At 45.7% G+C, this 23,225-nt stretch carries 19 protein-coding genes; 10 read left to right on the top strand and 9 right to left on the bottom strand.

Translation table 11 applies throughout. From position 1 onward, the window contains the following. Positions 1-270, top strand: a complete 270-nt coding sequence (locus JOY44_RS05425) for a hypothetical protein (protein WP_197984980.1) — start codon at positions 1-3, stop codon at positions 268-270. On the opposite strand, the gene JOY44_RS05420 is transcribed toward JOY44_RS05425, so the two are convergent. Both JOY44_RS05420 and JOY44_RS05415 read right to left on the bottom strand, forming a co-directional pair. Next, positions 256-498, bottom strand: a complete 243-nt coding sequence (locus tag JOY44_RS05420) for a ferredoxin-thioredoxin reductase variable chain (protein WP_171572669.1) — start codon at positions 496-498, stop codon at positions 256-258. The two genes, JOY44_RS05425 and JOY44_RS05420, sit on opposite strands and share 15 nt — an antisense overlap. Before the next feature lie 110 nt (positions 499-608). Next, on the bottom strand, positions 609-2,510 hold the full coding sequence (locus JOY44_RS05415) for a PP2C family protein-serine/threonine phosphatase (RefSeq protein ID WP_171572668.1): 1,902 nt from the start codon (positions 2,508-2,510) through the stop codon (positions 609-611). 381 nt (positions 2,511-2,891) lie between these two features. Here JOY44_RS05415 and JOY44_RS05410 point away from each other — a divergent pair, with 381 nt between their 5' ends. The 5 genes from JOY44_RS05410 to JOY44_RS05390 all read left to right on the top strand — a co-directional run bounded on the left by JOY44_RS05410 (position 2,892) and on the right by JOY44_RS05390 (position 10,582). Further along, positions 2,892-3,545: an LON peptidase substrate-binding domain-containing protein gene (locus tag JOY44_RS05410; protein ID WP_171572667.1), complete on the top strand. Its 654-nt coding sequence runs from the start codon at positions 2,892-2,894 to the stop codon at positions 3,543-3,545. A 250-nt stretch (positions 3,546-3,795) separates the two neighbouring features. Next, a complete protein-coding gene (locus tag JOY44_RS05405) occupies positions 3,796-4,158 on the top strand; it encodes an STAS domain-containing protein (RefSeq protein ID WP_171572666.1) in 363 nt (120 codons plus the stop codon). Between the two features lie 242 nt (positions 4,159-4,400). Beyond that, positions 4,401-7,121, top strand: a complete 2,721-nt coding sequence (locus JOY44_RS05400) for a TIGR03960 family B12-binding radical SAM protein (RefSeq protein ID WP_415881105.1) — start codon at positions 4,401-4,403, stop codon at positions 7,119-7,121. A 521-nt stretch (positions 7,122-7,642) separates the two neighbouring features. Next, a complete protein-coding gene (locus JOY44_RS05395; protein ID WP_171572665.1) occupies positions 7,643-9,892 on the top strand; it encodes an Rne/Rng family ribonuclease in 2,250 nt (749 codons plus the stop codon). Positions 9,893-9,904: 12 nt separating this feature from the next. Continuing rightward, a complete protein-coding gene (locus JOY44_RS05390; RefSeq protein WP_171572664.1) occupies positions 9,905-10,582 on the top strand; it encodes a ribonuclease HII in 678 nt (225 codons plus the stop codon). 8 nt (positions 10,583-10,590) lie between these two features. Here the strand turns inward: JOY44_RS05390 and JOY44_RS05385 are convergent, their stop codons facing one another. Together JOY44_RS05385 and JOY44_RS05380 are read right to left on the bottom strand one after the other, a co-directional pair. Beyond that, positions 10,591-11,172 carry a DUF1997 domain-containing protein gene (locus JOY44_RS05385; RefSeq protein ID WP_171572663.1) on the bottom strand — a complete coding sequence of 194 codons (582 nt, stop codon included), beginning with the start codon at positions 11,170-11,172 and terminating at the stop codon, positions 10,591-10,593. Positions 11,173-11,283: 111 nt separating this feature from the next. Beyond that, a protein-coding gene (locus tag JOY44_RS05380) for an IS630 family transposase (RefSeq protein WP_242541718.1) occupies positions 11,284-12,161 on the bottom strand; the annotation gives its coding sequence in 2 pieces (ribosomal slippage) (positions 11,284-11,829 and positions 11,832-12,161; 876 coding nt in all). A 352-nt stretch (positions 12,162-12,513) separates the two neighbouring features. Between JOY44_RS05380 and pheA the strand changes: the two genes are divergently transcribed. Continuing rightward, the gene (gene pheA, locus JOY44_RS05375) at positions 12,514-13,374 is read left to right on the top strand and encodes a prephenate dehydratase (protein WP_171572662.1); all 861 of its coding nucleotides are present in this window, start codon (positions 12,514-12,516) and stop codon (positions 13,372-13,374) included. Here pheA and JOY44_RS05370 read toward each other — a convergent pair. The 4 genes from JOY44_RS05370 to tig form a co-directional block, all read right to left on the bottom strand. Further along, positions 13,360-14,274: an alpha/beta fold hydrolase gene (locus tag JOY44_RS05370; RefSeq protein ID WP_171572661.1), complete on the bottom strand. Its 915-nt coding sequence runs from the start codon at positions 14,272-14,274 to the stop codon at positions 13,360-13,362. The genes pheA and JOY44_RS05370 overlap by 15 nt on opposite strands. A gap of 73 nt (positions 14,275-14,347) precedes the next feature. Next, positions 14,348-15,691 carry an ATP-dependent protease ATP-binding subunit ClpX gene (gene clpX, locus JOY44_RS05365; RefSeq protein ID WP_171572660.1) on the bottom strand — a complete coding sequence of 448 codons (1,344 nt, stop codon included), beginning with the start codon at positions 15,689-15,691 and terminating at the stop codon, positions 14,348-14,350. Between the two features lie 14 nt (positions 15,692-15,705). Further along, complete coding sequence (gene clpP / locus JOY44_RS05360; RefSeq protein WP_171572659.1) at positions 15,706-16,395, bottom strand: ATP-dependent Clp endopeptidase proteolytic subunit ClpP; 690 nt, start codon at positions 16,393-16,395, stop codon at positions 15,706-15,708. 213 nt (positions 16,396-16,608) lie between these two features. Further along, positions 16,609-18,228: a trigger factor gene (tig, locus tag JOY44_RS05355; protein WP_171572658.1), complete on the bottom strand. Its 1,620-nt coding sequence runs from the start codon at positions 18,226-18,228 to the stop codon at positions 16,609-16,611. Between the two features lie 568 nt (positions 18,229-18,796). Between tig and JOY44_RS05350 the strand changes: the two genes are divergently transcribed. The 3 genes from JOY44_RS05350 to JOY44_RS05340 all read left to right on the top strand — a co-directional run bounded on the left by JOY44_RS05350 (position 18,797) and on the right by JOY44_RS05340 (position 22,798). Further along, a complete protein-coding gene (locus JOY44_RS05350) occupies positions 18,797-19,834 on the top strand; it encodes an aspartate-semialdehyde dehydrogenase (RefSeq protein ID WP_171572657.1) in 1,038 nt (345 codons plus the stop codon). A 75-nt stretch (positions 19,835-19,909) separates the two neighbouring features. Continuing rightward, positions 19,910-20,794 (top strand): 4-hydroxy-tetrahydrodipicolinate synthase, encoded by an 885-nt coding sequence (gene dapA / locus JOY44_RS05345; RefSeq protein ID WP_171572656.1) that lies wholly within the window; start codon positions 19,910-19,912, stop codon positions 20,792-20,794. Between the two features lie 234 nt (positions 20,795-21,028). Beyond that, positions 21,029-22,798 (top strand): ribonuclease J, encoded by a 1,770-nt coding sequence (locus tag JOY44_RS05340; RefSeq protein ID WP_171572655.1) that lies wholly within the window; start codon positions 21,029-21,031, stop codon positions 22,796-22,798. Positions 22,799-22,878: 80 nt separating this feature from the next. Here JOY44_RS05340 and JOY44_RS05335 read toward each other — a convergent pair whose 3' ends face one another. Next, the gene (locus JOY44_RS05335) at positions 22,879-23,094 is read right to left on the bottom strand and encodes a hypothetical protein (protein WP_171572654.1); all 216 of its coding nucleotides are present in this window, start codon (positions 23,092-23,094) and stop codon (positions 22,879-22,881) included. Positions 23,095-23,225 lie beyond the last annotated feature (131 nt).

Below are 23,225 nucleotides of genomic sequence, written 5' to 3'. Positions count from 1 at the left end.
ATGTCGCACGATTTACGCTGGATTGCTCCAACTCCGCCAGAACCAGATTTTGCAGTGTTGGCAGGGAATCAACTCACCCGGGAGTTTCATGAAGAAATTCAGCGTCGTCATGAATTCGAGCGCTATTGCCAGTGGTACCACGCGACTGCACACAGACATCGCCGCGAGGTACAAAAAATGCAGAAAGATCTATCTAAATCTATTCGGTTGGTTTTGTCGGGGACTGCGGCGATAACGACTATCACCGCTAGACCCTTATGCTTTTTCTAACTCAAACGCTTGCAGATGAACTTTAAATTTGGCTCCGAGCTTGACTAAATAAGGGAAATTTGCGCTGACAGGTCGCCCTTTATATTCTTTGACGATTTGAACAACCTCGCCTTCTTGCCCTTGTAGATTAAACTCTTGATTGCGATGGTCTGGATGATGATAGACAATGATGGGCTGAGCGACTCGAACGCGATCGCCCACTGAAAAAGATTCCGTATCAATTTGCATAATTCAACAATTCCTGCACAACAGCGATCGCCGCTGCTCATGGCGGCCTTCACTGCCGATAAACGACAGCTTTTTTATCTTTGCATAAGAATGCACCACCAGAAAGGTCATTATGGCTTTGATGTTGGCTGTTCTCGGCGAGGCTGGCTATCGAAATGCACCTGTGCCCAAATCGCAAGACCGCTACCGATCAACAAGGTTGCCAAGATAAGTCCAATCCATAACAGTTTGTTTGTTTTTTTGCCTTTCCCTGCCTGCCTGCCTGCCGTTTCATCAGCCGCGTCCGCCTCTTGTAAAAGCCCGCGTGAAGATTCTGACCAGTCTGAATTCAATGAGGAGCGAACGTCAGGAAATGACACGTCTGGCAGAGGCGTGGAAACGTGACAATCCAACAACACAACCGATACATTGTCATGCCCATTATTTCGATTTGCTAAATCAACCCAATCCTGTGCCGCTTCACTCAAAAGTTTTTTGCCCCGGAAAACCTCGCCCATAATGTCTAGCCAGGAAGACTCCACCCAGCCGTTATCGCTTAGCCCATCCGAACAAAGCAATAAAATGCCGTCTTCCTCTAGCAAAAGGCGTTGAATACTGGGACGCAAAAACTCTGAATCGCGGGTGCCAAGGGCTTGAATCAATGAGCCAGAGTCAGGGCGCTTTAACGCTTCTCGATAGAGCGATCGCCCCATTCGCACCTCTCTTGCAGCAACATCATCATCCACCGTCAACTGATGGCAGTAACGTGGAGTGAGCCAGTAGGCGCGGCTGTCTCCCACATTCACAAGGTACAGTTCGTGGCTATTCTCTGCGACCTGCCCCGTAGACAGTACGATCTGCTGGGGAAATTGCAGCGCCATGACCAAAGTTGTGCCCATGCGTCGCCTTGCCTCTCGCCCCTGCAGATCATTTTGGGCAGCAATCATGTCATTCATTACCCGAGTGATGGCTTCAATTTGCTCAGCAACAACCTCAGGGGGCACAATGTCTGCCGTGACGACTTCTGCTAATAAAGCCTGAATTTGCAGCTTAAGCGATTGAACCGCAAGCTGACTGGCAACTTCACCGCCTTCATGTCCACCAATGCCATCGCAGACTGCCACCAACCGAGGAAAGATTCCATCATTTGGCTTGGTGTTGTCTGGGTAACAGGTATCTTCATTATGATCATGTTGCGGTCCTGGATCGGTGGCACTGGCAATTTGCAACCGCAAAGGTAGTTGAGCCGTCTGTTCAAGTAGTAATTGGTTAAGCTGTGCCGCGATCGCCTCCAACTCGGCACCATTCTCATGCATTTTCTGACAAAGTCTTTGCAGAGGCTCTGCAATCTCTGGTTTTGCTTGGTCTATCCACCCTAGCCATACATTTGCGAGATCTGCCAAGCCCAACATTGGGGTTTCTGATGAAGCCTCATTCTCTGTTAAAAACAATGCCTCATCAATAAAGAGCTGGCATAGACGCACCCGCCATCCTTCTACCCGAATATTATCAGCAGCAAGTAAGCTGGCGCTGACTCCCTGCTCGGCTAGAGGATTCCACAATTGCAATAACTGCCATAACCAATAAACTTGCCGTGCGGCAGTTGCCTGTGCCCAAGCTTGAGCGATCGCTGGTAATAGATTGCCTTGCTTATCTAAAGGCACATTCTCCAGCAAGAAAATTTCGTCAGTTGGGCGATCGCTGACATGAGAACACAAACCATGAACTTCAGGGATATGCAGCCGATAAGGGTAGAGATATAAATAGGGCAGCAAAGCATCTGGTAATTCCACTGTTGGAAAATCGGGCTGTAAACCAGGCTGAGTATCTAGCCAGATTTGTGGAGCTTTGACCACATATCGTCCTCCAACCTGGCTATCAACAGGTATCTGTAGCACGGCTTCTCCCACCGCCCAAAGATAGCGATAAATCAAAGGGGTTTGACAGCTTTTACAAACGCTACTGCCAAAATCATTCAGAGGCGCTGCACAGTTCAGATTAGAACAGTAGATTTGGGGTTTAGAAGAACTCATATCACAACTGAAGGAGATGCTTAAAAAGAAAGATACTGACCTAAGGAATGTGGCTTAATACTGCTTCTATCTTGCTTATTGCTTAATCTTTTGGCTCACGTAAAGACATTTGCGTAGCTCATGAGGATTAGCTTTACAAGGTGGAATAATCATAACAGCCATTCTACAAATGCCTGGATGGGAAACTGGAATACGGAAATGTATTGTGAAGCCGACTGTGATTTGAGCCTTTATTTAGCCTCACTCAGACAATCGGCATAGAATTCTTCAACCTAAGATTACAAAGGGAGAGCCTTCTCAAAACGGTGCGTGATACTCCTTCCAATCCTTCGTCGAGATGGGCTACAGTAGTGTACATCCGTCTTTAAAATTAGGAGAATAATGGCATCTTCTTCCTCGATCGCGGTTCGAGAACTGCCCCTTTTCCCATTGCCCGAGGTTGTGTTATTTCCAGGGAGACCACTTCCCCTGCACGTCTTCGAGTTTCGCTATCGGATCATGATGAATACGATCCTGGAAAGCGATCGCCGTTTTGGCGTATTAATGTGGGATCAAGTACAGGGCAAACCCGTTTCCGTTGGCTGCTGCGCTGAAATTATTCAATTCCAGCGTCTACCAGACGATCGGATGAAAATTCGCACTCTTGGACAGCAGCGTTTTCGCGTCCTAGAGTATGTCAGGGAAAAGCCTTATAAGGTTGGCTTGGTCGAATGGATTGAAGATACCCCCCCGGAACAAAACTTAAAACCTCTGGCAGAGGGCGTTTCGCAGCTTTTACAAGATGTCGTCCGACTATCCGCAAAACTCACTGGGGAACCAATTGAGCTGCCAGATACCATGCCACAGCTACCATTGGAGTTGTCTTATTGGATTGCAAGTAACTTGTACGGGGTTGCTGAAGAGCAACAAGCCCTTCTAGAAATTCAGGATACTGCGGCTCGCCTGGAACGAGAGGTAGAAATCCTAACCTCTACGCGCAACCACTTGGCGGCTCGTACTGTATTAAAGGACACTTTAAATGATACGCTTCAGTAAGATCTTGAAGTCTCATCTTTAGTGTTTGGATGAAGATGAAACAGTGTGCAAATAAGATAAAGCATAAATGTCTTTACCGAAACACGTAAGTGTCGAAAGCTACATCTGTGGAAAATACTGATTAGACCTTTAAAAAGCCCCACATTGAGTAAAGATTCGACGAACACCTAACGTCTTAATGGGCAATTCTGATTAGTGCAGGTAGGGTTATAGCATAAAGCTCACTCATTCCTCAGCACAAGGTTCGCTTATGCAGACGCTACTGATTCGTCCTCAGAAAATTCATGTTGAGACTGCTGCTATTCTGCAACCAAAAGGCTCGTTAAGCGATAACAGCGTAGTTGGGTTTCTCCATCAAGCTAATACTGCCATGATGTCTGAAAAGCACTCCAGTGTGATTATTGACATGAATCAAGTTGATTCAATTGACAGCGTAGGACTCATGGCGATCATTGATACGGTGAAGTTAGCACGAAGGGCTAACAAGCGATTTTGCCTATGTTCGGTCCCTCGCTCGGTTTGCATAGTTTTTGAATTAACTCAGCTTGATAGGGTAGTCGAAATTTTTGAAAGTCTTTCTGCGTTCAACCTAACTCCTAAAGTAGCTGCTTAATTAAGGTGTCCTGTAGGATGCTATCTGGTCGTGATGTTCCTAATTAGAGAGACAAAGTTAGATCTATCTGTAGTGAGAGCGACTGTTAATGCCCTTAGTCTAGAAAATTAGCTGTTTTGTAAATGCCTCAAGGTGATGCTTTGGGGCATTTAACGTGGATGGAGGTTATGAATATTGCCAGGCTTCAAGCTTCTACTGGGCAAGCGTTCAGTATACTGAAGTCTATTGTTGTTTATCAGCTTATGGCGAAAGGGTTGTTGCCTGTGGCGATCGCTGTCGAGACGTTACTGACTCCAGATATTCTTCGACCCGCGCGCTATTTGGGCAATGAGCTTGGTTCGGTGCATAAATTGTGGAATGAAGCAATTGTTCGGTGGGCGCTAACCTATCCAGAAGTGTATGAGGTGGGCGCTTCTAACCTTGGGCACATTATTTTATACAGTATTTTGAATACTCAGCCTCGTCAGTTGTGCGATCGCGCCTATCTGCCTGCCGCTGATTTCGTCACCAAGCTCCGCACCACTAACACTCCATTATTTGCAGTTGAATCTCGTCAGGCGTTAATCCAATTTGATATTTTAGGATTTAGCCTTAGCTATGAACTAGGTGCAACTAACATTTTGGAAATGCTGGATTTAGCTGGCATTCCCCTCACTGCTCAAGAACGCAATGCTCCGGGTGTGTGGAATGTTGAGACAGGCAGTTATCCGCTCATCTTTGCTGGTGGGCAGACCGCTACATCGAACCCTGAACCCTACGCAGATTTCTTTGATTTTATTGCTCTTGGCGATGGCGAAGAACTCTTACCCGAGATTGGTTTAGTGATTGAAGAAGGCAAACTCGCTAAGCTTAGCCGTGAAGCACTGCTGCTGGATCTTGCCCAAGTGCCAGGAGTGTATGTACCGCAGTTTTATGACTTGACAGCAGATGGTTCAGTGCAGCCAAATCGAGCGGAGGTGCCTGCTCGAATTTTACGGCGAGTGGCTACGCCGATGCCTGCTTATTCCATCGGACTAGTGCCTTATGTCGAAACTGTTCACGATCGCCTCGTGATTGAAATTCGGCGGGGTTGCACGCGGGGATGTCGTTTTTGTCAGCCAGGAATGCTCACCCGTCCAGCGCGAGATGTGGAACCTGAAGCGGTCGTTGAAGCGATTGAGCAAGGAATGCGAGCAACGGGATATAACGAATTTTCCCTACTGTCTCTCAGTTGCTCTGACTATCTGGCGCTGCCAGCGGTAGGTGTAGAAATTAAAAATCGACTTAAAGATGAAAATATTTCCCTTGCTTTGCCTAGTCAGCGGGTGGACCGCTTTGACGAAAATATTGCCAACATCTTGGGTGGCACTCGCCAAGGAGGACTCACCTTTGCCCCAGAAGCAGGGACTCAACGCTTGCGAGACATCGTTAATAAAGGGTTGACCAACGAAGAATTGCTGCGTGGAATTAAAACGGCTTACGAGCAGGGATGGGATCGGGTCAAACTTTATTTCATGATTGGGCTACCCGGCGAAACGGATGTAGACGTAATAGGAATTGCAGAAACGGTGCGCTGGCTTCAGCAAGAGTGCCGATTGCAAGGAAGAAAGTCTCTTAATTTCAACATCACTATTTCTAACTTTACGCCTAAACCCCATACGCCCTTTCAGTGGCACTCAGTTTCTGCTGCGGAATTTCAGCGGAAGCAGACACTCCTAAAATCAGAATTTCGCCACATCCGTGGATTGAAAGTCAATTTCACCGATGTTCGCATTTCAGCAATGGAAGATTTTGTGGGCAGAGGCGATCGCCGTTTAACCCCTGTAATCCATCGGGCATGGCAACTGGGCGCTGGCATGGATGCCTGGTGGGAAAGCCTGGAGCGCGCCTATGGGGCCTGGTCACAGGCGATCGCTGAAGCAGGACTAACTTGGAAATATCGCCAAGTTGAAAACGGTGAATGGAACATCTTTGCTCAACCCGAAAATCAGACTAATCACCCAGCCGTGTTGAGCGCTAACGCCGAAGCCAATACCCCAGAGAATCCTTCCTTCTACGACGCTCCTCTACCGTGGGACCACCTCGACACAGGCATTGATAAGCAGTGGTTGAAAGACGACTTACAACGAGCATTAGCAGAGGCAACCGTGCCCGACTGCTCATTTGAAGGCTGTTCTCACTGCGGTGTATGCAGTGTCGATTTTGGACACAATGTGGTTGTGTCACCGCCCGCCATTCCTGAGTTTATTGGGCAGTTTGTGCCCAACCAGCAGCGGGTTCAACGAGTGCGAGTGTGGCTGGGTAAGCAAGGCGATATGGCATTAGTCAGTCATTTAGATTTAATGCGGCTATTTGATCGGGCAGCCCGACGAGCCTCTTTGCCCATCACTTTTACAGGTGGGTTTCATCCCGGTCCTCGTATTATTCCTGCGAGCGCTCTGCCGTTAGGCGTGACAAGTTCCGGTGAAATCGTAGATTTCGAGTTAACTCAATCAATGGATCTTGAAGTCTTTACAACAAAGTTAGCTGCCCAATTTCCGGCAAACATGCCCATTTATCGAGTGGAGCAAGTTGACCTGAGTGCCCCCGCTGCAACTCAGTTACTTGAGCAAGCAGAGTATGAGATTACCGTGGGTCTCGTAGATGAAGAGGAAGGAATCCCTTTCAATTTACAGCTGTGGCAAGCTTGGGTTGAAATGGTGCTGAATAGCCAAGAAATTTGGGTAGAACAAACTACCAAATCTGGGAAAACTCGTGCCATCAACCTCCGCGATCGCCTGTTTCACTTAGAACTGATTCCCTCGGCTTACTCCGCTTTTCCCCCTTCTCACCCCTCCCTCAGATACATCGGTAGCTGCCGTAATGATGGCACCTTGTTACGTCCCGATGCGCTGCTTCGTATGCTGGAACAAGTGGCAAACCAAAAGTTACAGCTATTCAAAACTCATCGTATCCGCTTGATTTTGCAGACTGAAGTTCTGTAGCTTCCAGTAATCTCATCTACCCCAAAATGCAACTGTAAGTTAAAACCAAGTGAGATTTTTCACCTCTGATCTTTAACTAACTTTTGAATTGCATACTTCCAATGGATGACGCAACTTAATAGAAAGCTGAAATCTATTAAATTTAATATCCCAGTAGTCTCTGCGCGTTATAATGCTTGTCAATAGAAGCTGTTGCGGACTGGGGATGCCTGGGGAACCGCTTCATACGCCAGTGTTAATACTGGGAGCAGCTTGCTTCACTAAGCTTTCCACTAATGAACAAGACTTGGATGCCCTAATGAATATGGGTTTCCCAGTCTTGGGTATAGTTGTTTGGCTCAGTTATTCTGCGTTGGGGCTAGCTGTTTTTAGGCTCTTCACCTAGCTTGGATGAGAGTTTTTTTGATATATCTGCAAGCCCTATAGCTTCTATCGCTTTCAAAAATTGTTTTAACCCGATGGGTGGTTTATGAGCAGGACGCTTGCCACTCAATGCGATCGCTGAATCTTGAGGAAACTGAATGCCAAAACAAATTATTATCGCGGAACAGCACCGCATTGCTGCTGTTTTTTCAGAAGATCAAATTCAAGAGCTAATTGTTGCAACTGGAACTCATCAAGTTAGTGATGTCTATCTGGGTGTTGTTGAAAATGTCTTGCCAGGAATTGATGCCGCATTTATCAATATTGGAGACTCGGAACGAAATGGCTTTATTCATGTTACTGATTTAGGTCCTTTAAAGCTGCAACGAGCCGCCGGATCGATTACCGAACTATTGCGCCCTCAACAAAAGGTGCTAGTGCAGGTGATGAAAGAGCCGACTGGGAACAAAGGACCTCGTTTAACTGGAAATATTTCTTTCCCGGGTCGGTACTTGGTCTTAATGCCCCATGGGAAAGGGGTTAATCTTTCGCGTCGTATTCGCAATGAGAATGAACGCAACCGCTTGAGAGCTTTAGCAATCTTAATTAAACCCGCTGGCATGGGTTTGGTTGTGCGAACCGAAGCTGAAGGGGTTCCCGAAGAAGCAATCATCGAAGATTTAGAAGCACTACAAGAACAATGGGAAACAATTTGCCGAGAAGCTACTTCAACCCGTGCTCCAGCATTGTTAAACCGGGACGATGATTTTATTCAGCGGGTGTTGCGAGATGTATACAGTGGCGATGTAAATCGTATCGTGGCAGACTCGCACACTGGTTTAAGACGAGTAAAACAGCATTTAATGAGTTGGGGCGGCGGCAAACTACCTCAAGGCGTTTTAATTGATCATCATCGCGATCGCATCTCGGTTTTAGAATATTTCCGGATTAATGCCGCCATTCGAGAAGCACTCAAGCCTAGAGTGGATCTACCTTCTGGCGGTTATATTATCATTGAGCGAACTGAGGCTTTAACCGTTGTTGACGTAAACTCTGGCTCTTTTACTCGCTCTGCAACAGCGCGAGAAACGGTGCTGTGGACAAATTGCGAAGCCGCCACTGAAATTGCTCGCCAGCTTCGGCTACGTAACATCGCTGGAATCATCATTGTAGACTTTATTGACATGGAATCCCGGCGCGATCAACTGCAAGTGCTGGAGCATTTTAATAAAGCACTGCGATCGGATAAAGCCCGTCCCCAAATTGCTCAACTGACAGAGTTAGGGTTGATCGAGCTAACCAGAAAGCGTCAAGGTAAAAACATTTATGAATTATTTGGACGTGCCTGCCCGACCTGTGTTGGCATTGGACAAATCGTACATTTACCGGGTGAGCTAGCTCATTCCGATGAAGAGGTTGCTGAAAGTCCCGCTGTCACCCCCATTCGGGAGTATCGGTCAGACCGTGGACCTACACGTGGACGAGAGGTACCTAGTCGTGAGTTGCCTGACATTTCTTTACCTGCTGAATTTCCTTGGGAAGAGCGGGAAGATGAAGAAACAGACGATTTGCAAGAGATGCTTAGCCACCCCAATTACCAAGAGGTAGGAGGCAATAATCGCCGTCGTCGCCGCCGCCGCACAGGTGAGGAGTCACCGACTACCAGTCGAGAGCGCGGGCGGGGGACTGCTTGGAGCGAAAGCCGAGTGCCAACCAGGCTTCCTAACAATGGGGTAGAAGATCGTAGTTCGCCGGATGGAGATCTTAAAGAAGAAGAGGTTTTTGAAAGCAAACCGAAGGAGCGAGAGGTGCCTCGTGGTCGTCGCGATTCTCCGGAGAGTTCCGCTTTGCGGAATCGTGTTCGCCGAGATAATGGATTAGAACCGGGAGAGATAGCGGAAGAGAAAGAAGCAATAGTCTCATCTGAAGTAGAGGAAAAGCGGGGACGCTCTCGGCGTGAAAGTAAGCCTGTGGAACCACCAGAGATGGTGATGGTTGAAATGACTCCCGAGGAACAAGAGGTTTATGCTTGGATGGGTGTTTCTCCATTGGTGCTATCTCAACAGGATGTGAAAAATCCTAAGTCGGCAGTCATTTCGGTTGTCTTGCCCGGACAAGCGCCTCCAGTTCAACTAACAGTTGATGCCTTAGAAGCATCTACAGCACTCGTGAATGCGGTGGAACCAGTCATAGAGTTAGAAGAGTCTGACTACAGCCAACCTGTGCAGGAGAAGGAAAAACCAGCGATCGCGGCTTCTATCAAAATCGCTCCTAAGTTGGCGGAAGTCACACTTGAGCCTACGGAACCGAAGCCTGAACCAGCATTGGAACCAGAACCGGAGCCTGAAGCAGATAATGGAATTGTTCGTCGTCGTCGTCGTCGCTCTTCCGCTAGCACCACTGATTAATAAGCCTTCAGTATGGTACGTAGGAAAGCATCTACTGACTATCAGCTTGAACTTCCCAGCCTAAGCAGTTTCAAAGATTCTAGCTTGATCATTGCAGGCGTAGACGAGGTAGGACGTGGAGCATTATTTGGTCCGGTTGTTGCAGCAGCAATTATCTTGCCCGATAGCGCTCTACATGCTCTAGAGATGGCTGGCGTGACCGATAGCAAGCTTTTGTCCGCATCACAACGTCAACGCCTAGCTGTTCAGATTCGCTCGTTTGCGGTTGCTCACCAGATTGGTTATGCTTCAGTGCGAGAAATAGATCGATTAAACATTCTACAAGCTTCGCTCCTAGCAATGAAGCGGGCAATCTTAAGACTATCAATCCAGCCAAACTTTTGCTTAATTGATGGAAATCAACGCATACCTGAATTATCAATCTCGCAAGAACCATTAGTGAAAGGAGATCAAAAATCCATCGTTATCGCTGCTGCAAGCATCATTGCTAAAGTTTGGCGGGATGAACTGCTGACTCGAATGGCACTGCGCTACCCGCAATATGGTCTTGCAACAAACAAAGGCTATGGTACTGCTATTCATCGACAAGCAATTCTCAAATACGGCATCACGCCTTATCACCGTAAATCTTTTAGTCCTTGTCGCTTAACACTTTCAGAACACAGCCCTAATCACTTAAGTCAGAATTGAAAATCAGCCTAAAAACTGCCTGCTGGTAGCGTTGTAACCTGGTCTGATATTTCGTCCTCAAGGTGCGCGATCGCCCAAGTTCGATAGTCTGACAGCAATTGATAAACTAGCCGTTGTTTAATAGTTAGTAGGACACTTTTCAAAAGTCCATTTCCTGTTGTTTCCAAAATAGATTTAGGGGTGAACCAAAGTGGCGGTGGCAACTCTACCAATACTTCCAAATCAGCTTTTCCCTTTAGTCGAGTCTCTTTTTGGTCATTAATAACTTGCAAACGACCGGTCAAGTTTAATGAAAGTCTCTGATTAATATATTCAACTCCCCGAATTTCACAGTGAACTGACTGCAACCGAACAACACCATCCGATTCTGCCCAAACCTTCATGTCTACTGTGGGTTGTAAACTCAACAGCATAAACTTGAGTGGGCGCATTTTTAAACGAAAGAGATCATTGCCCAAATGTTCAATCTGGCTGGAGCTGGCTAAGGCTTTAATCAGTCGTTGAGGCTGACGCAAGTAGTGTTGAATAGGCACAGGCTGATCAACAACAGGAATATCCACCGATTGAGAAGCTAAAAACTGAATATCCATTTGAAACGCCAACTGAAAAGGAAGAATAAAATGTAACGAATTATTATCAATTCTAAGCAGTTAAAAAGAAAATGCACTCAGTCTTTTGAGATATAGCTACAGACAACAGTGTTAGGACACAGCATCTTTCAGGACCGACTCCATTGCTTGCCGTAAAGAACTAAAGCTAGACAAGCTGTTGCGAATACGACTTTTCAGCCAAGCCCAACACTTTTCAATCCGATTGAAATCTGGAGAATAAGCGGGTAAATATAACAACCGACACCCTACCGACTCCACCAATTGAGCAACCCGTCCCCCATGATGAAACGTGGCATTGTCGAGAATCAAAACCTTCCCAGGCTTAAGCGTTGGCAGCAAACACGTTTCTAGCCAGATTTCAAACACGACTCGATTACAAGAGCCGTTCACGGTAAAGGGAGCACTCAGTTGGTGCTCACAGTAAGCCGCAATCATATTGATTCGTTGACCCCGTCGCCCTGACTTGAGTGCTTCAAATCGCACACCGGGTTCACACCAACCATATCCATAATCCTCTCGCTCATCCATTCCCGATTCATCGATGTACACCCGGTCGGATAAAGACACTTTGGCTAGCTGCTCTAGGAACTCTGCTCGTTTGTGCTCATCGCGTTCAAGGTAGCCATAGGTCTTTTTTTTCGACTCAAGCCCAGTTTGTGTAACGCCCTGGAAATTGTGCGAACACTGAGTTGGTCTTGCCACAACTCGACCATTTGCGCTTGGGTTTTGCCCCCATGCTGCTTGGCAAATTTGGCAAACTTGTCCCAATCGGTGATTTTGCTGGTGGTTCGATGGGGACGAGTTGTTTTGGCTTGGTAGTCTCCAGTTTCCTTCTGTCGCTTCAGCCATAGATTGATCGTGTTGCGACTGAGTTGAAACACTTGGGCGGCTTCACTCTGCTTCATGCCGTCTAATTGGATGGCATTGATCACCTTTTGTCGCAAGTCGTAACTGTACGCTTTTGCCATAGATGCACTCACCCTCCTATAGCTGGGGATACCTCTCAGTCTATGTCCTATTGGTCCTGGCAATAGCTATAAAACCACTATACAACTCACGTGTATTCATCATTGCAGTTCAGCATAAAAGTCTTTCTGACTTGAAACATTTATTAGATTGGTATTAAAAAGCTTTTCGAGCCATAGCTCAAAATTTTACAGACTATTCAACTGAATAATCTCTATTAAATTTGTAAAATTGAGACTTAATTAGGATGAAGTACTGTAACAACGCTGAGAATCCACAACCTTAAGCAGAGGGTAAGGTTTATGGTGAGAGACGATGGTCAGGCGTAATTATAGTGAGGAGGGATAGAACAGGATGGCAGTATCGATCGCGCATTTGGGACCCTCTGGCACCTACACTGAAGCCGCTGCCTTAGTCTATTCCAACTGGCTAACCCAGAATTTTCATCAAGAATCTTTCCTGTGCGCTTATCCTAGCATTGCTCAAACCCTTAACGCTGCGGCATTGAAACAGGCAGATTTAGCCGTCGTGCCGATTGAGAACTCGATTGAGGGGAGTGTGACAACGACCCTCGATACCCTTTGGATTTTGGATGATCTACAAATTCAGCGGGCGCTTATACTGCCCATTTCTCATGCTTTACTATCTCATGCCAATGAAATTGAGGCAATTCAGACAATTTATTCTCATCCACAAGCGCTTGCTCAATGTCAGGCTTGGCTAGAGCGTCATCGTCCAAATGTTCAGTTGATTCCTACTAGCTCTACAACGGAAGCGCTGCAAAAACTTGAGGACGATAGACGGGCTGGAGCAATCTCTTCTCAACGAGCAGCTTTACTATACAAAGTGCCAATTTTGGCTCACCCAATTAATGATCACCCTGATAATTGCACTCGCTTTTGGGTGTTAGGCTTACAACCTTCTGCTGGGGGAAATCACACGTCGCTTGCTTTTAGTGTGCACGATGTGCCTGGAGCACTAGTAAAGCCACTAGATATTTTTGCCCAACAAGGAATTAACCTCAGTCGGATTGAATCTCGCCCAACGAAGCGATCGCTGGGTGACTATCTATTTTTTGTTGATTTAGAAGCAGATACTCGTCAAAGCTTTGTTCAATCGGCTTTAGCAGAATTGAGGCATCATACAGACACTCTAAAAGTGTTGGGTAGCTATGATATCTTGTCCAAGAACATAGTAAATTTAGCGAATTTGTGAAGTTGAAGGTTGGATAACCGGATCGTCAAGTTTAAGAAAGTTGGATAAGTGTTGTAAGTAAGTAGGCACATCCTCCAGCATTGGGAAATGTGCCGTGTCCGACATTACGACTAACTGAATGTACTCAGGATTAAGGGCAGCAGCTTTTTGCCCTAATTCAGCAGGAATAATGATGTCGCGATCGCCAGAAACCATCAGAGTCGGAACCTTCAATTGGGAGAACTCCCCAGGCATTTCTTCAGCAGCTTTTTTGCTGACGCAGGTAAAAATTGTGCCCACAGCCGCTTCGTAATCTGCCAGCAAAAAGTCATTTAAAAAATCACGACTAATCGTTCCCGACAAAGGACGGTGCAAAAAGCGCTTCATAAAGAGGCGATCCATAAATGGCAGTTGATAAAGCCACCGGGGACGAAACTTTACGACATAGCCGCCAAAAGTATAAAAAGCCTCAAAGGATTTTTTGTCATACTCAAAAATGCCGCTACAGGTTAAGATTGCTTGTTGAACCCGCTCTGGGTAGAGATTTAGGAAAAAAACTGCGATAGAAGCGCCCATTGAGTGCGCGTTAAGGTAAATCTTCTCTAATCCCAAAGTATTTAATAGCTCAACTAGATCATGGGCATAGGTTTCTAGTTCATAGCTAGGAGAGTCGTGCTTTAAAGTATCATTGCCTACTAAAGCTGATGCATTGATAAAGGTTGATCGCCCAAAGCCCCGCATATCGTAGAGCAGACAGTCAAAAGTGGTGGAAATTGCTTGGGCAGTGCTCTCCCAATATCTAGCAGAACCACCCCAGCCATGAACAAAAACCATCACTGGCTTACCAGTAGGCGCAGCATCCCCTGAGGAAGTTATCCATTCGTAATAGTGACTAATACCGTTAACCAAACTGTGAGGCATGATCTAAAGACATATAAGACTGGTATAAAGGTGCAAATTCAAACCTTTAGGTGATCAGAAAGTATATAAACCTTTAAGCAGATTCTGGCTTTGGCAAAGAAGAAGGATGGAGTAACAATTCGGCAGTTGAGCGTTTCTCAACCATGTCACGGGTAATGGTGCAGCAGGTTACATCCTTTCGAGAAGGAAGTTCATACATCACATCTAGCATTAGCTCTTCAACAATGCTGCGAAGCGCCCGTGCCCCTGTTTTGCGACGATATCCTTCTTGCGCGATCGCTCGAATTGCATCCTGTCTAAATTCAAGAACGACATTATCCATCTTGAGCAGCTTTTGATATTGCTTTACTAAAGCATTGCGCGGCTCAGTCAAAATGGCGGTCAATGTGTCTTCATCTAAGGGATCAACTACTGCCATCACTGGAATACGCCCAATGAACTCTGGAATCATCCCAAACTTCACCAGATCATCCGGTTCCAGATGCTTCAACATGTCAGCCGTTCGCTTATCTTTCGATTGGGTGTCTCCCGGCTGAATGAAGCCAATCGACTTTCTGCCAATTCGTTGCTCGATCGCTTTGTCTAAGCCGACAAAAGCACCACCACAAATAAACAAAATATTACTGGTATCGATTTGAATGCAGTCTTGGTAGGGATGCTTACGCCCACCCTGAGGAGGAACATTCGCCACTGTTCCCTCAAGCATCTTCAATAAAGCTTGCTGAACCCCCTCTCCAGACACATCCCGTGTAATCGAAGGATTTTCGCTTTTCCGGGCAATCTTGTCAATTTCATCAATGTAAATAATGCCGCGTTGAGCTTCTTCTACGTCCAAGTCTGCTACTTGCAGCAAACGCAGCAATATATTTTCCACATCCTCACCGACATAACCTGCCTCGGTTAGGGTGGTCGCATCTGCTACGGCAAAGGGGACTTCCAAGATTTCAGCTAAAGTCTGAGCAAGAAGAGTCTTGCCGCAGCCGGTTGGTCCAATTAACAAAATGTTGGACTTTTGTAATTCTATAGAGTCCTCAGACGAAACTTTACCATTTCCTTTAGCTTGCAAAAAGCTTAGTCGTTTGTAATGGTTATAGACCGCTACTGAAAGCACCTTTTTTGCATCATCTTGACCAATGACATGATCGTCTAAATAACCTTTAATTTCCCGTGGTTTTGGAAGTTGACCCAGAGAAATATTAGACGATCGCACCTTTCGTTTATCAGGAGAAGCTTCTCGTCGGGGAACAGGTTGAGGAGCTGTTGCACTAGAGTCAAACAACTCTTCATCCAAAATCTCGTTGCACAAATCTACACATTCGTCACAAATGTAGACTCCGGGTCCAGCAATCAGTTTGCGAACCTGCTCTTGAGATTTGCCACAAAAAGAACATTTCAGATGAGAGTCGTACTTAGACATATGGTCCTCTTAACCTATACCGCAGCCACCGCTTCTCCCGGTCTTGGAAGATTTTGCCTAACAATTACCTGATCGATCAAACCATAACTTTTTGCTTCTTCTGCAGACATGAAAAAGTCTCTTTCTGTATCCGCTTCTAATTTTTCAAATGGTTGCTTTGTGTGATAAGACAGTAGCTCATTCAGCTTCCGCTTATGATAAAGAATTTCTTTAGCCTGAATCTCAATGTCTACCGCTTGTCCTTGAGCACCGCCAAGAGGTTGGTGAATCATAATCCGGGAACTAGGAAGTGACATCCGTTTACCAAACGCACCGGCTGTCAACAGAAAAGCTCCCATGCTTGCAGCCAACCCGAAGCAGATTGTAGCAACATCACAGCGAACTTGCTGCATTGTGTCATAAATCGCCATGCCAGCCGTGACAGAACCACCCGGAGAGTTAATGTAAAACTGAATGTCTTTTTCAGGATCTTCTGCCTCTAAAAAGAGCATTTGAGCCACTATGGAATCTGCCACCGTATCATCTACGGGAGTTCCCAAAAATACTATCCGTTCTCTTAAAAGCCGCGAGTAAATATCAAAGGCACGCTCGCCTCGCCCGGATTGTTCAACCACCATTGGGACAACATTACTGGGGGTTAAGGAGGAAACATCCAGAGAATTAAAACTGGTTACTGAGTAATTAGCAGAATTAGATGTAAGCATAGTCGGCATTTTGCCTAAAATTATTCAGATTTAGATTGAATGGCAGTGCGTCTCGCGATCGCACAAGCCTACTTCAACATTATGCCTCAACTCATTAAGGACTTGGAAAAGGCTAGAAGAGATCGGTCTTTTTGTGTTTGCTGTAAAAGACCGACCGATAGCTATCCTTGGCTAGCTTAGAGAAGGTAGACACAGCATAAAAACTAAGAAAGGCTAATCTTCTGTAGTCATAGGTTTCGACTTCTTAGCTGATTTACGTGTTTTTTCAGCAGTTTCATGTTCGGCTGCTTCGCTTATATCGGCGATCGCGTCTACTTCTACTTCTGCTTTTGAAGCATCAGTAGATTGGGTTGATTGCTGATTTTTCGTTGTGGGTTCGGCTTTTGCCGCAAGTTCGTTCACATCAGAAACTTCTACGGCACTCTCTTGAGCTGTTTCAGCAACTTCAGTGCTTTCCTCAGCTAGTTCTTCAACGTCTGCGTCCTCTTTAGTCAGAGTACCTGCTGGAACAAGCTCAACCGTAGAATGATCAATCAGCCAATCCACAATCTTTTCTTTCAATAAATCTTCCGAAACAACGGCTTGCATGCGCTCTTGGTCAATCGGTTGATCATAATTCTGATCTTCCAATTCTTTCAAAAGCTCAGCGACCTTTGTAGCTAGCTCATCAGGTTGAACTTGAATAGATTCTTGTTTTGCCACTTCGCCCATGGCTAGTGTGCGCTTGATACGCTGAGTTGCGTCGGGTCGAGACTGGTCACGCAGCCGAGCAACCATATCTTGGGTAAAAAGCTGACGAACATCAATCCCTTGATTTTGAAGCTGCATCGCTGTTTGGTTGATCATGAATGTAACTTCCCGCTCAATCAATGTCTCTGGAATATCGACTTCGACATGATTCAGCAGTTCATCCAAAACAGCTTGCTCTTTATTGGATTTTGTCTTGTTTTCAGCTTCTTGCTTAAACTTAGTTTCTAAAGACGCTTGTAGCTCTGCTAAAGTCTGAAACTCTCCATCACTAGCATCTTGAGCAAACTCATCGTCTAGTTCAGGAAATTCTTTTTCCTTCAGCTCCTTTAATGTGATTGCAAAGACTGCATCACGTCCAGCCACATCAGGTTGAGGGTAGGTTTCAGGAAAGGTCGCCTGTACATCCTTCATATCGCCAGGATTCATGCCTACAATGCCGTCGATAAATCCTGGGATAAACTGACCTTCTGTCAGTTCAAGTTGAAACCCTTGAGCTTCACCGCCAGGAACTGGTTCAGGTTCTTGCTCTGGATCATCGTTGCGTAACACGCCTTTGAAGTCCACTACAGCAACATCTGCCATTTGAGCCGTGCGCCCTTCAACAGGAACTAAAGTGGCCATTTGCTCGCGGTACTGTTGCAGCGCAGCTTCAATCTGCTTAGGATCGGGCTTTATTTCTTCTGCCTGAATCTGTAAACCTGAGTACTGTGTTAGGACGACACTTGGTTGCACGTCAACCGATGCAGAAAAGGTTAGCGGTTGCATCGGGTCAAATTGGCTAACCAAATCTTCAAAGGACGATCGCAGTTGGAAGTTGCCCAAAGCCTCGATATTTTCTTGCTTAACTGCCTCTTTAATACTGTCTTCCACTAGCTCTTCGACAGCAGCAGCCTTAAGCCGACTTGACCCAATTTGTTGAATTAATACTTGACGTGGAACTTTGCCCTTGCGAAATCCAGGAACGTTGACTGATCGTGTAAACTCCTGCACTACTCGTTCGTAGGCTTTTTTGGATACTTCTGATGGAATTTCAATTTGCAAGCCAATTTGACTGGCGGGAAGCTTTTCCTGGATGACTTTCATTGATTTCTAAAGAGGTTGCGGTGATTTTAGCGTGAGAGTTAGGATAGAAGAATACAAGCAGATTCTCAAAAACCATTGTTTAAAAAATTTAGAATCTAGTTTTGCCTAAATTTCTTAAATGCATAATTTTGCTGATCGAAGCTGCTAATTTTAGCTTTTACTTTATAAAATTACTTGCTAGCAGTAAATTATGCAGTTTGCAGTGCTGCAATTAGATATATTAACGGATTCCGATCGTCTATGGACGATGCCTCACCGCCGGAACCTAAATTTCCTCCCAAAGATTCGGTATAGGTTAGAGTTTTAGCCTCACTTTTTAAGGTAAATAAGCAAAGAGGATAAGAAGTGATAGCCTGATATGAAGCGCTATAACTCAAGCTTTTAATCAAATAATTAAGAATCCGCTAAAATCTTGTGCGTACCTTAAAAAATAAGCCTGTTATGGAAGCTTTGGCAACGCTATTGTTGCCGATTGACTCTAAAGCTGGATGTATACGAACTACGATGATTACCACCAGATTTTATATTAAAAATTACTTAATCAATAATCTTCTGGAGGATATGTAATTTGGTTGAATCCTATCGAGTTGCCATACTGGGCGCAACGGGAGCTGTCGGTACTGAGTTGATGACGTTGTTGGAAGAACGTCATTTTCCTGTATCTCAGCTAAAGCTACTGGCTTCTCCGCGCTCGGCAGGACAAACACTTCAATTTCGGGGAAACCCATTGGTTGTTGAGGCAGTCAGCGATCGCTCCTTTGATGACATTGATTTAGTGCTGGCTTCAGCGGGAGCATCCATTTCCAAAGCTTGGGCACCCAAAGCGATTGCGGCAGGAGCGGTGGTAATAGACAATTCTAGTGCGTTTCGGATGGATGCCAAAGTGCCGCTGATCGTACCCGAAGTAAACCCCCAGGCCGCAGAACGTCATCAGGGGCTTATTGCCAATCCCAATTGCACAACTATTCTGATGGCAGTGGCAATTTATCCGTTGCATCAAGTTCAGCCTATTCAACGGATCGTTGCCGCCACCTATCAATCTGCGAGTGGCGCTGGCGCACGGGCAATGGAGGAGATGAAAACACAGGCGCAAGCTATCCTAAATGGGCAAGAGCCAGTAGCTGACATATTCCCTTATCCCTTAGCATTCAATCTTTTTCCGCACAACTCTAAGCTAAATGAGCAGGGTTACTGTGAGGAGGAGATGAAGATGGTCAACGAGACGCGCAAAATCTTTGGAGTGCCCGATTTGCATATTACTCCAACCTGCATACGGGTTCCCGTAATGCGTGCTCATTCAGAAGCGATTAATCTAGAGTTTAAGCAACCATTTAGTGTGGCTCAAGCAAGAGAAATTTTGAGCCATGCTTCTGGAGTACGCTTAGTAGAGGATTGGTCGGCAAATTATTTTCCAATGCCTATTGATGCAAGCGGAGAAGATAATGTGTTGGTAGGTCGAATTCGCCAGGATATTTCTCATTCTTGTGGTTTGGAACTCTGGCTGTGTGGCGACCAAATTCGTAAAGGGGCAGCCCTTAATGCAATTCAAATCGCTGAGTTGTTAGTGCAAAAGCATTCACTTAAGCCTATAGTGGCAATGACTTGATGAGCAGTATGGAGTAACCTGCTTAATAAAGTGAGCAGCAATTATGTGTAGTAACCTTTTATAGATCAACAACGTGTGGTGAATTTTGGACGAGTCTTAACCGCGATGATCACGCCATTTACTGAAGATGGCGCTGTGGATTACGCGATCGCAGAGAAACTAGCTGACTATTTGGTTAACAACGGTAGTGATGCCTTAGTCGTGTGTGGCACCACAGGTGAATCACCTACTCTGACTTGGAGTGAAGAATATGAGTTGTTTCGCGTAATCCAGCAGGCTGTAGCGGGAAAAGCGAAGATAATTGCAGGTACGGGATCAAATTCGACGCAAGAAGCCATCGAAGCCACTCAAAAAGCAGCTAAACTAGGTGTAGATGGCTCACTGCAAGTCGTTCCCTACTACAATAAGCCGCCCCAGGCAGGTATGTATCGTCACTTTAAGGAGATCGCTGAATCAACTTCCGATCTGCCAATGGTGCTGTACAACATACCAGGGAGAACTGGGCAAAACCTTTTGCCAGAAACAGTCATTCGTCTCTCAGAAATTGCTAACGTTGTAGCAATCAAAGAAGCAAGCGGTAATCTAGATCAGGTTAGCCAAATTCGCCGCTCTACTCCTAATGACTTTGCCATCTACGCTGGAGATGATTCGCTGACCTTGCCTTTACTGGCAGTTGGAGGTCATGGAGTTATTAGTGTCGCAAGTCATCTTGTCGGACCGAAGATTCAATCGATGATTCAAGCTTTTTTTGATGGCAATATTCAAGCAGCTATCCAAACTCATCTTGCTTTGTTTCCTTTGTTCAAGGCATTGTTTTTGACCACCAACCCAATTCCGGTGAAAGCGGCACTGCAAATCCAGGGCTGGAAGGTTGGCTCCACTCGTTCTCCGCTTGCCGATGCTCCATCTGAAGTCATCCAAACGTTGAAATCAGTCCTAGCAGAATTAGCACTTCTCTAGCACTGCTTATTTAAGCTTTCTACAACTGAATAATGTCTGCTCAACATTGTAGAAACATGAAGATAAACATTTCAAATTTCGTTTTCTCTTCAGATCCGCTCACATTCATCTTTATTCTTCAACTCAGCTTCACCAAATTGTTGTTCTTCCGAGTACTACGATTTTCGATCAACAGTCTCTCAACGACCTCTGAACTTTCTTTAACTCAAAATCTTTCTATCTAAATTAATGCAAATGACCAAAACAAATTCTGCAACTGCTCTAAAAATCATTCCGCTTGGTGGTCTCCATGAGATTGGCAAAAACACTTGTGTGTTTGAATTTAACGATGAAATTATTCTGTTAGATGCTGGTCTTGCCTTTCCAACCGATGGGATGCACGGAGTGAATATTGTTCTCCCCGATATGACTTACCTCAGGGAAAATCGCCACAAGATTAAAGGCATGATTGTTACCCATGGGCACGAAGATCACATTGGCGGAATTGCTTTTCATCTGAAGCAGTTCGATATACCAGTGATTTATGGCCCTCGACTGGCAATGGCTTTGCTGCAAGACAAGCTTGAAGAAGCTGGCGTTAGCGATCGCACCGAACTGCGTACCGTTGGTCCGCGCGACATTGTGCGACTTGGCTCTGCATTCTTTGTAGAATTTATCCGTAATACCCACTCCATGGCGGATAGCTTCACCGTTGCAATTCGCACCCCTGTTGGAGTTGTGATCCACACAGGTGACTTCAAAATTGACCATACGCCTGTAGACGGAGAGTTTTTCGACTTCCAGCGGTTAGCTGAGTATGGTGAGCAAGGCGTTCAGTGTTTGATTAGCGATTCTACTAACTCAGAACTTCCTGGTTTTACTCCCTCAGAGCGTGCGGTGTATCCCAACCTTGATCGAGTCTTTGGACAAGCTCAGGGAAGAATATTGGTAACGACCTTTGCGTCTTCAGTACATCGGATCAACATGATCTTGGATTTGGCTAAAAAACACGGCAGAGTTGTGGGCATCTTGGGGCGCTCCATGCTGAATGTGATTGCTCATGCTCGGAATCTAGGCTATGTCAAGTGTGAAGATGATCTATTACAGCCATTAAATCTGATTCAAAAAGTGCCAGATGAAAACGTGCTGATTTTGACCACAGGCTCTCAGGGTGAACCGCTTTCTGCAATGACGCGGATCGCGAATGGCGACCATCGGCAAATAAAAGTGCGCCCAGGCGATACGGTTGTATTCTCAGCGAATCCCATTCCTGGAAACACGATCGCCGTTGTGAACACCATTGATAAGTTGATGATGTTAGGAGCCAAGGTAATTTACGGCAAAGAACAGGGAATTCATGTTTCTGGGCATGGTTGCCAAGAAGATCAAAAACTGATGCTGGGCTTAACCCGACCCAAGTTTTTCATACCTGTTCACGGTGAACATCGGATGTTGGTAAAACACTCCCAAACGGCTCAAAGCGTAGGAGTTCCAGCGGAAAATATGATCATTATCGACAATGGCCATGTGGTTGAGCTAACTGAAAATTCTATCCGGATTGCAGGTAAAGTGCCTTCTGGAATTGAACTGGTTGATTCGTCGCGGTCTGGTGTCGTGAATGCCCAAGTGCTGAAAGAGCGTCAGCGACTTGCTGGGGAAGGAATTGTCACGGTTGCTGCCACAATTAACAACCGGGGTGAATTAGTTGCTCAGCCAGAAGTGCATTTCCGAGGTGTGGTCACTTCAATTGAGCGATCGCGGTTTCAAGACAAAACTCGCGAAACGATTGAGATTGTTTTACGAAATTACTGGAAAGAATTGGCACCTTCTTACACCGATGTTGCGACTAGCATTGATTGGGTTGGAGTGAAAACTCAAATTGAGCGAGAATTAGTCAAAATGCTCAAGCGCGAAATGCAAAGCGCTCCTTTACTCGTGTTCCTCATGCAAACCACCGATGCGCCAACGACTCGTAAAGTAAGCAAGGAACCTACTAGAAAAGTTGAAGCGGCGATCGCCTCCTAGCTCGCCGCAGACGGGGGAGCTCACTTCAAGACTTCCCCGTCTATGCATTAATCATTTCAAGGGGCTGCTAATCCGTGGAGCTAAGACGCGATCGCCAATGATTGTTTGCTCGTTGCGAGTTCACGAGACTCTTGACGAATGGAGCCAGACACAACAGCGTGCTGAAGCAACATGAAAGCCCTAAAGTCTTTTGCATCATATTTAGTCTTTAACAGTTGACGCAGTTGCTCCTCTGTTTCGACTGTTAAACATCCAATAGTAAATGCTTCCTTAACAATTTCGCGAATTGAAAGCATGGCGTGCCCCTCGGTCTACTTGTCTAATCAAAACAACGATCTGTCTAATCTAAGTTCATTTAGAAAAAATTTTTGTAATCTCTATTGCTGTGACTTACGAGATCAATACTTTTTAATTTAGATCTGATGTG

This window comes from Leptolyngbya sp. Cla-17 (genome assembly GCF_016807185.1).
In the GTDB taxonomy this organism is placed as follows: domain Bacteria; phylum Cyanobacteriota; class Cyanobacteriia; order Leptolyngbyales; family Leptolyngbyaceae; genus ULC077BIN1.
This window is presented reverse-complemented; position numbering and strand designations above follow the sequence as displayed.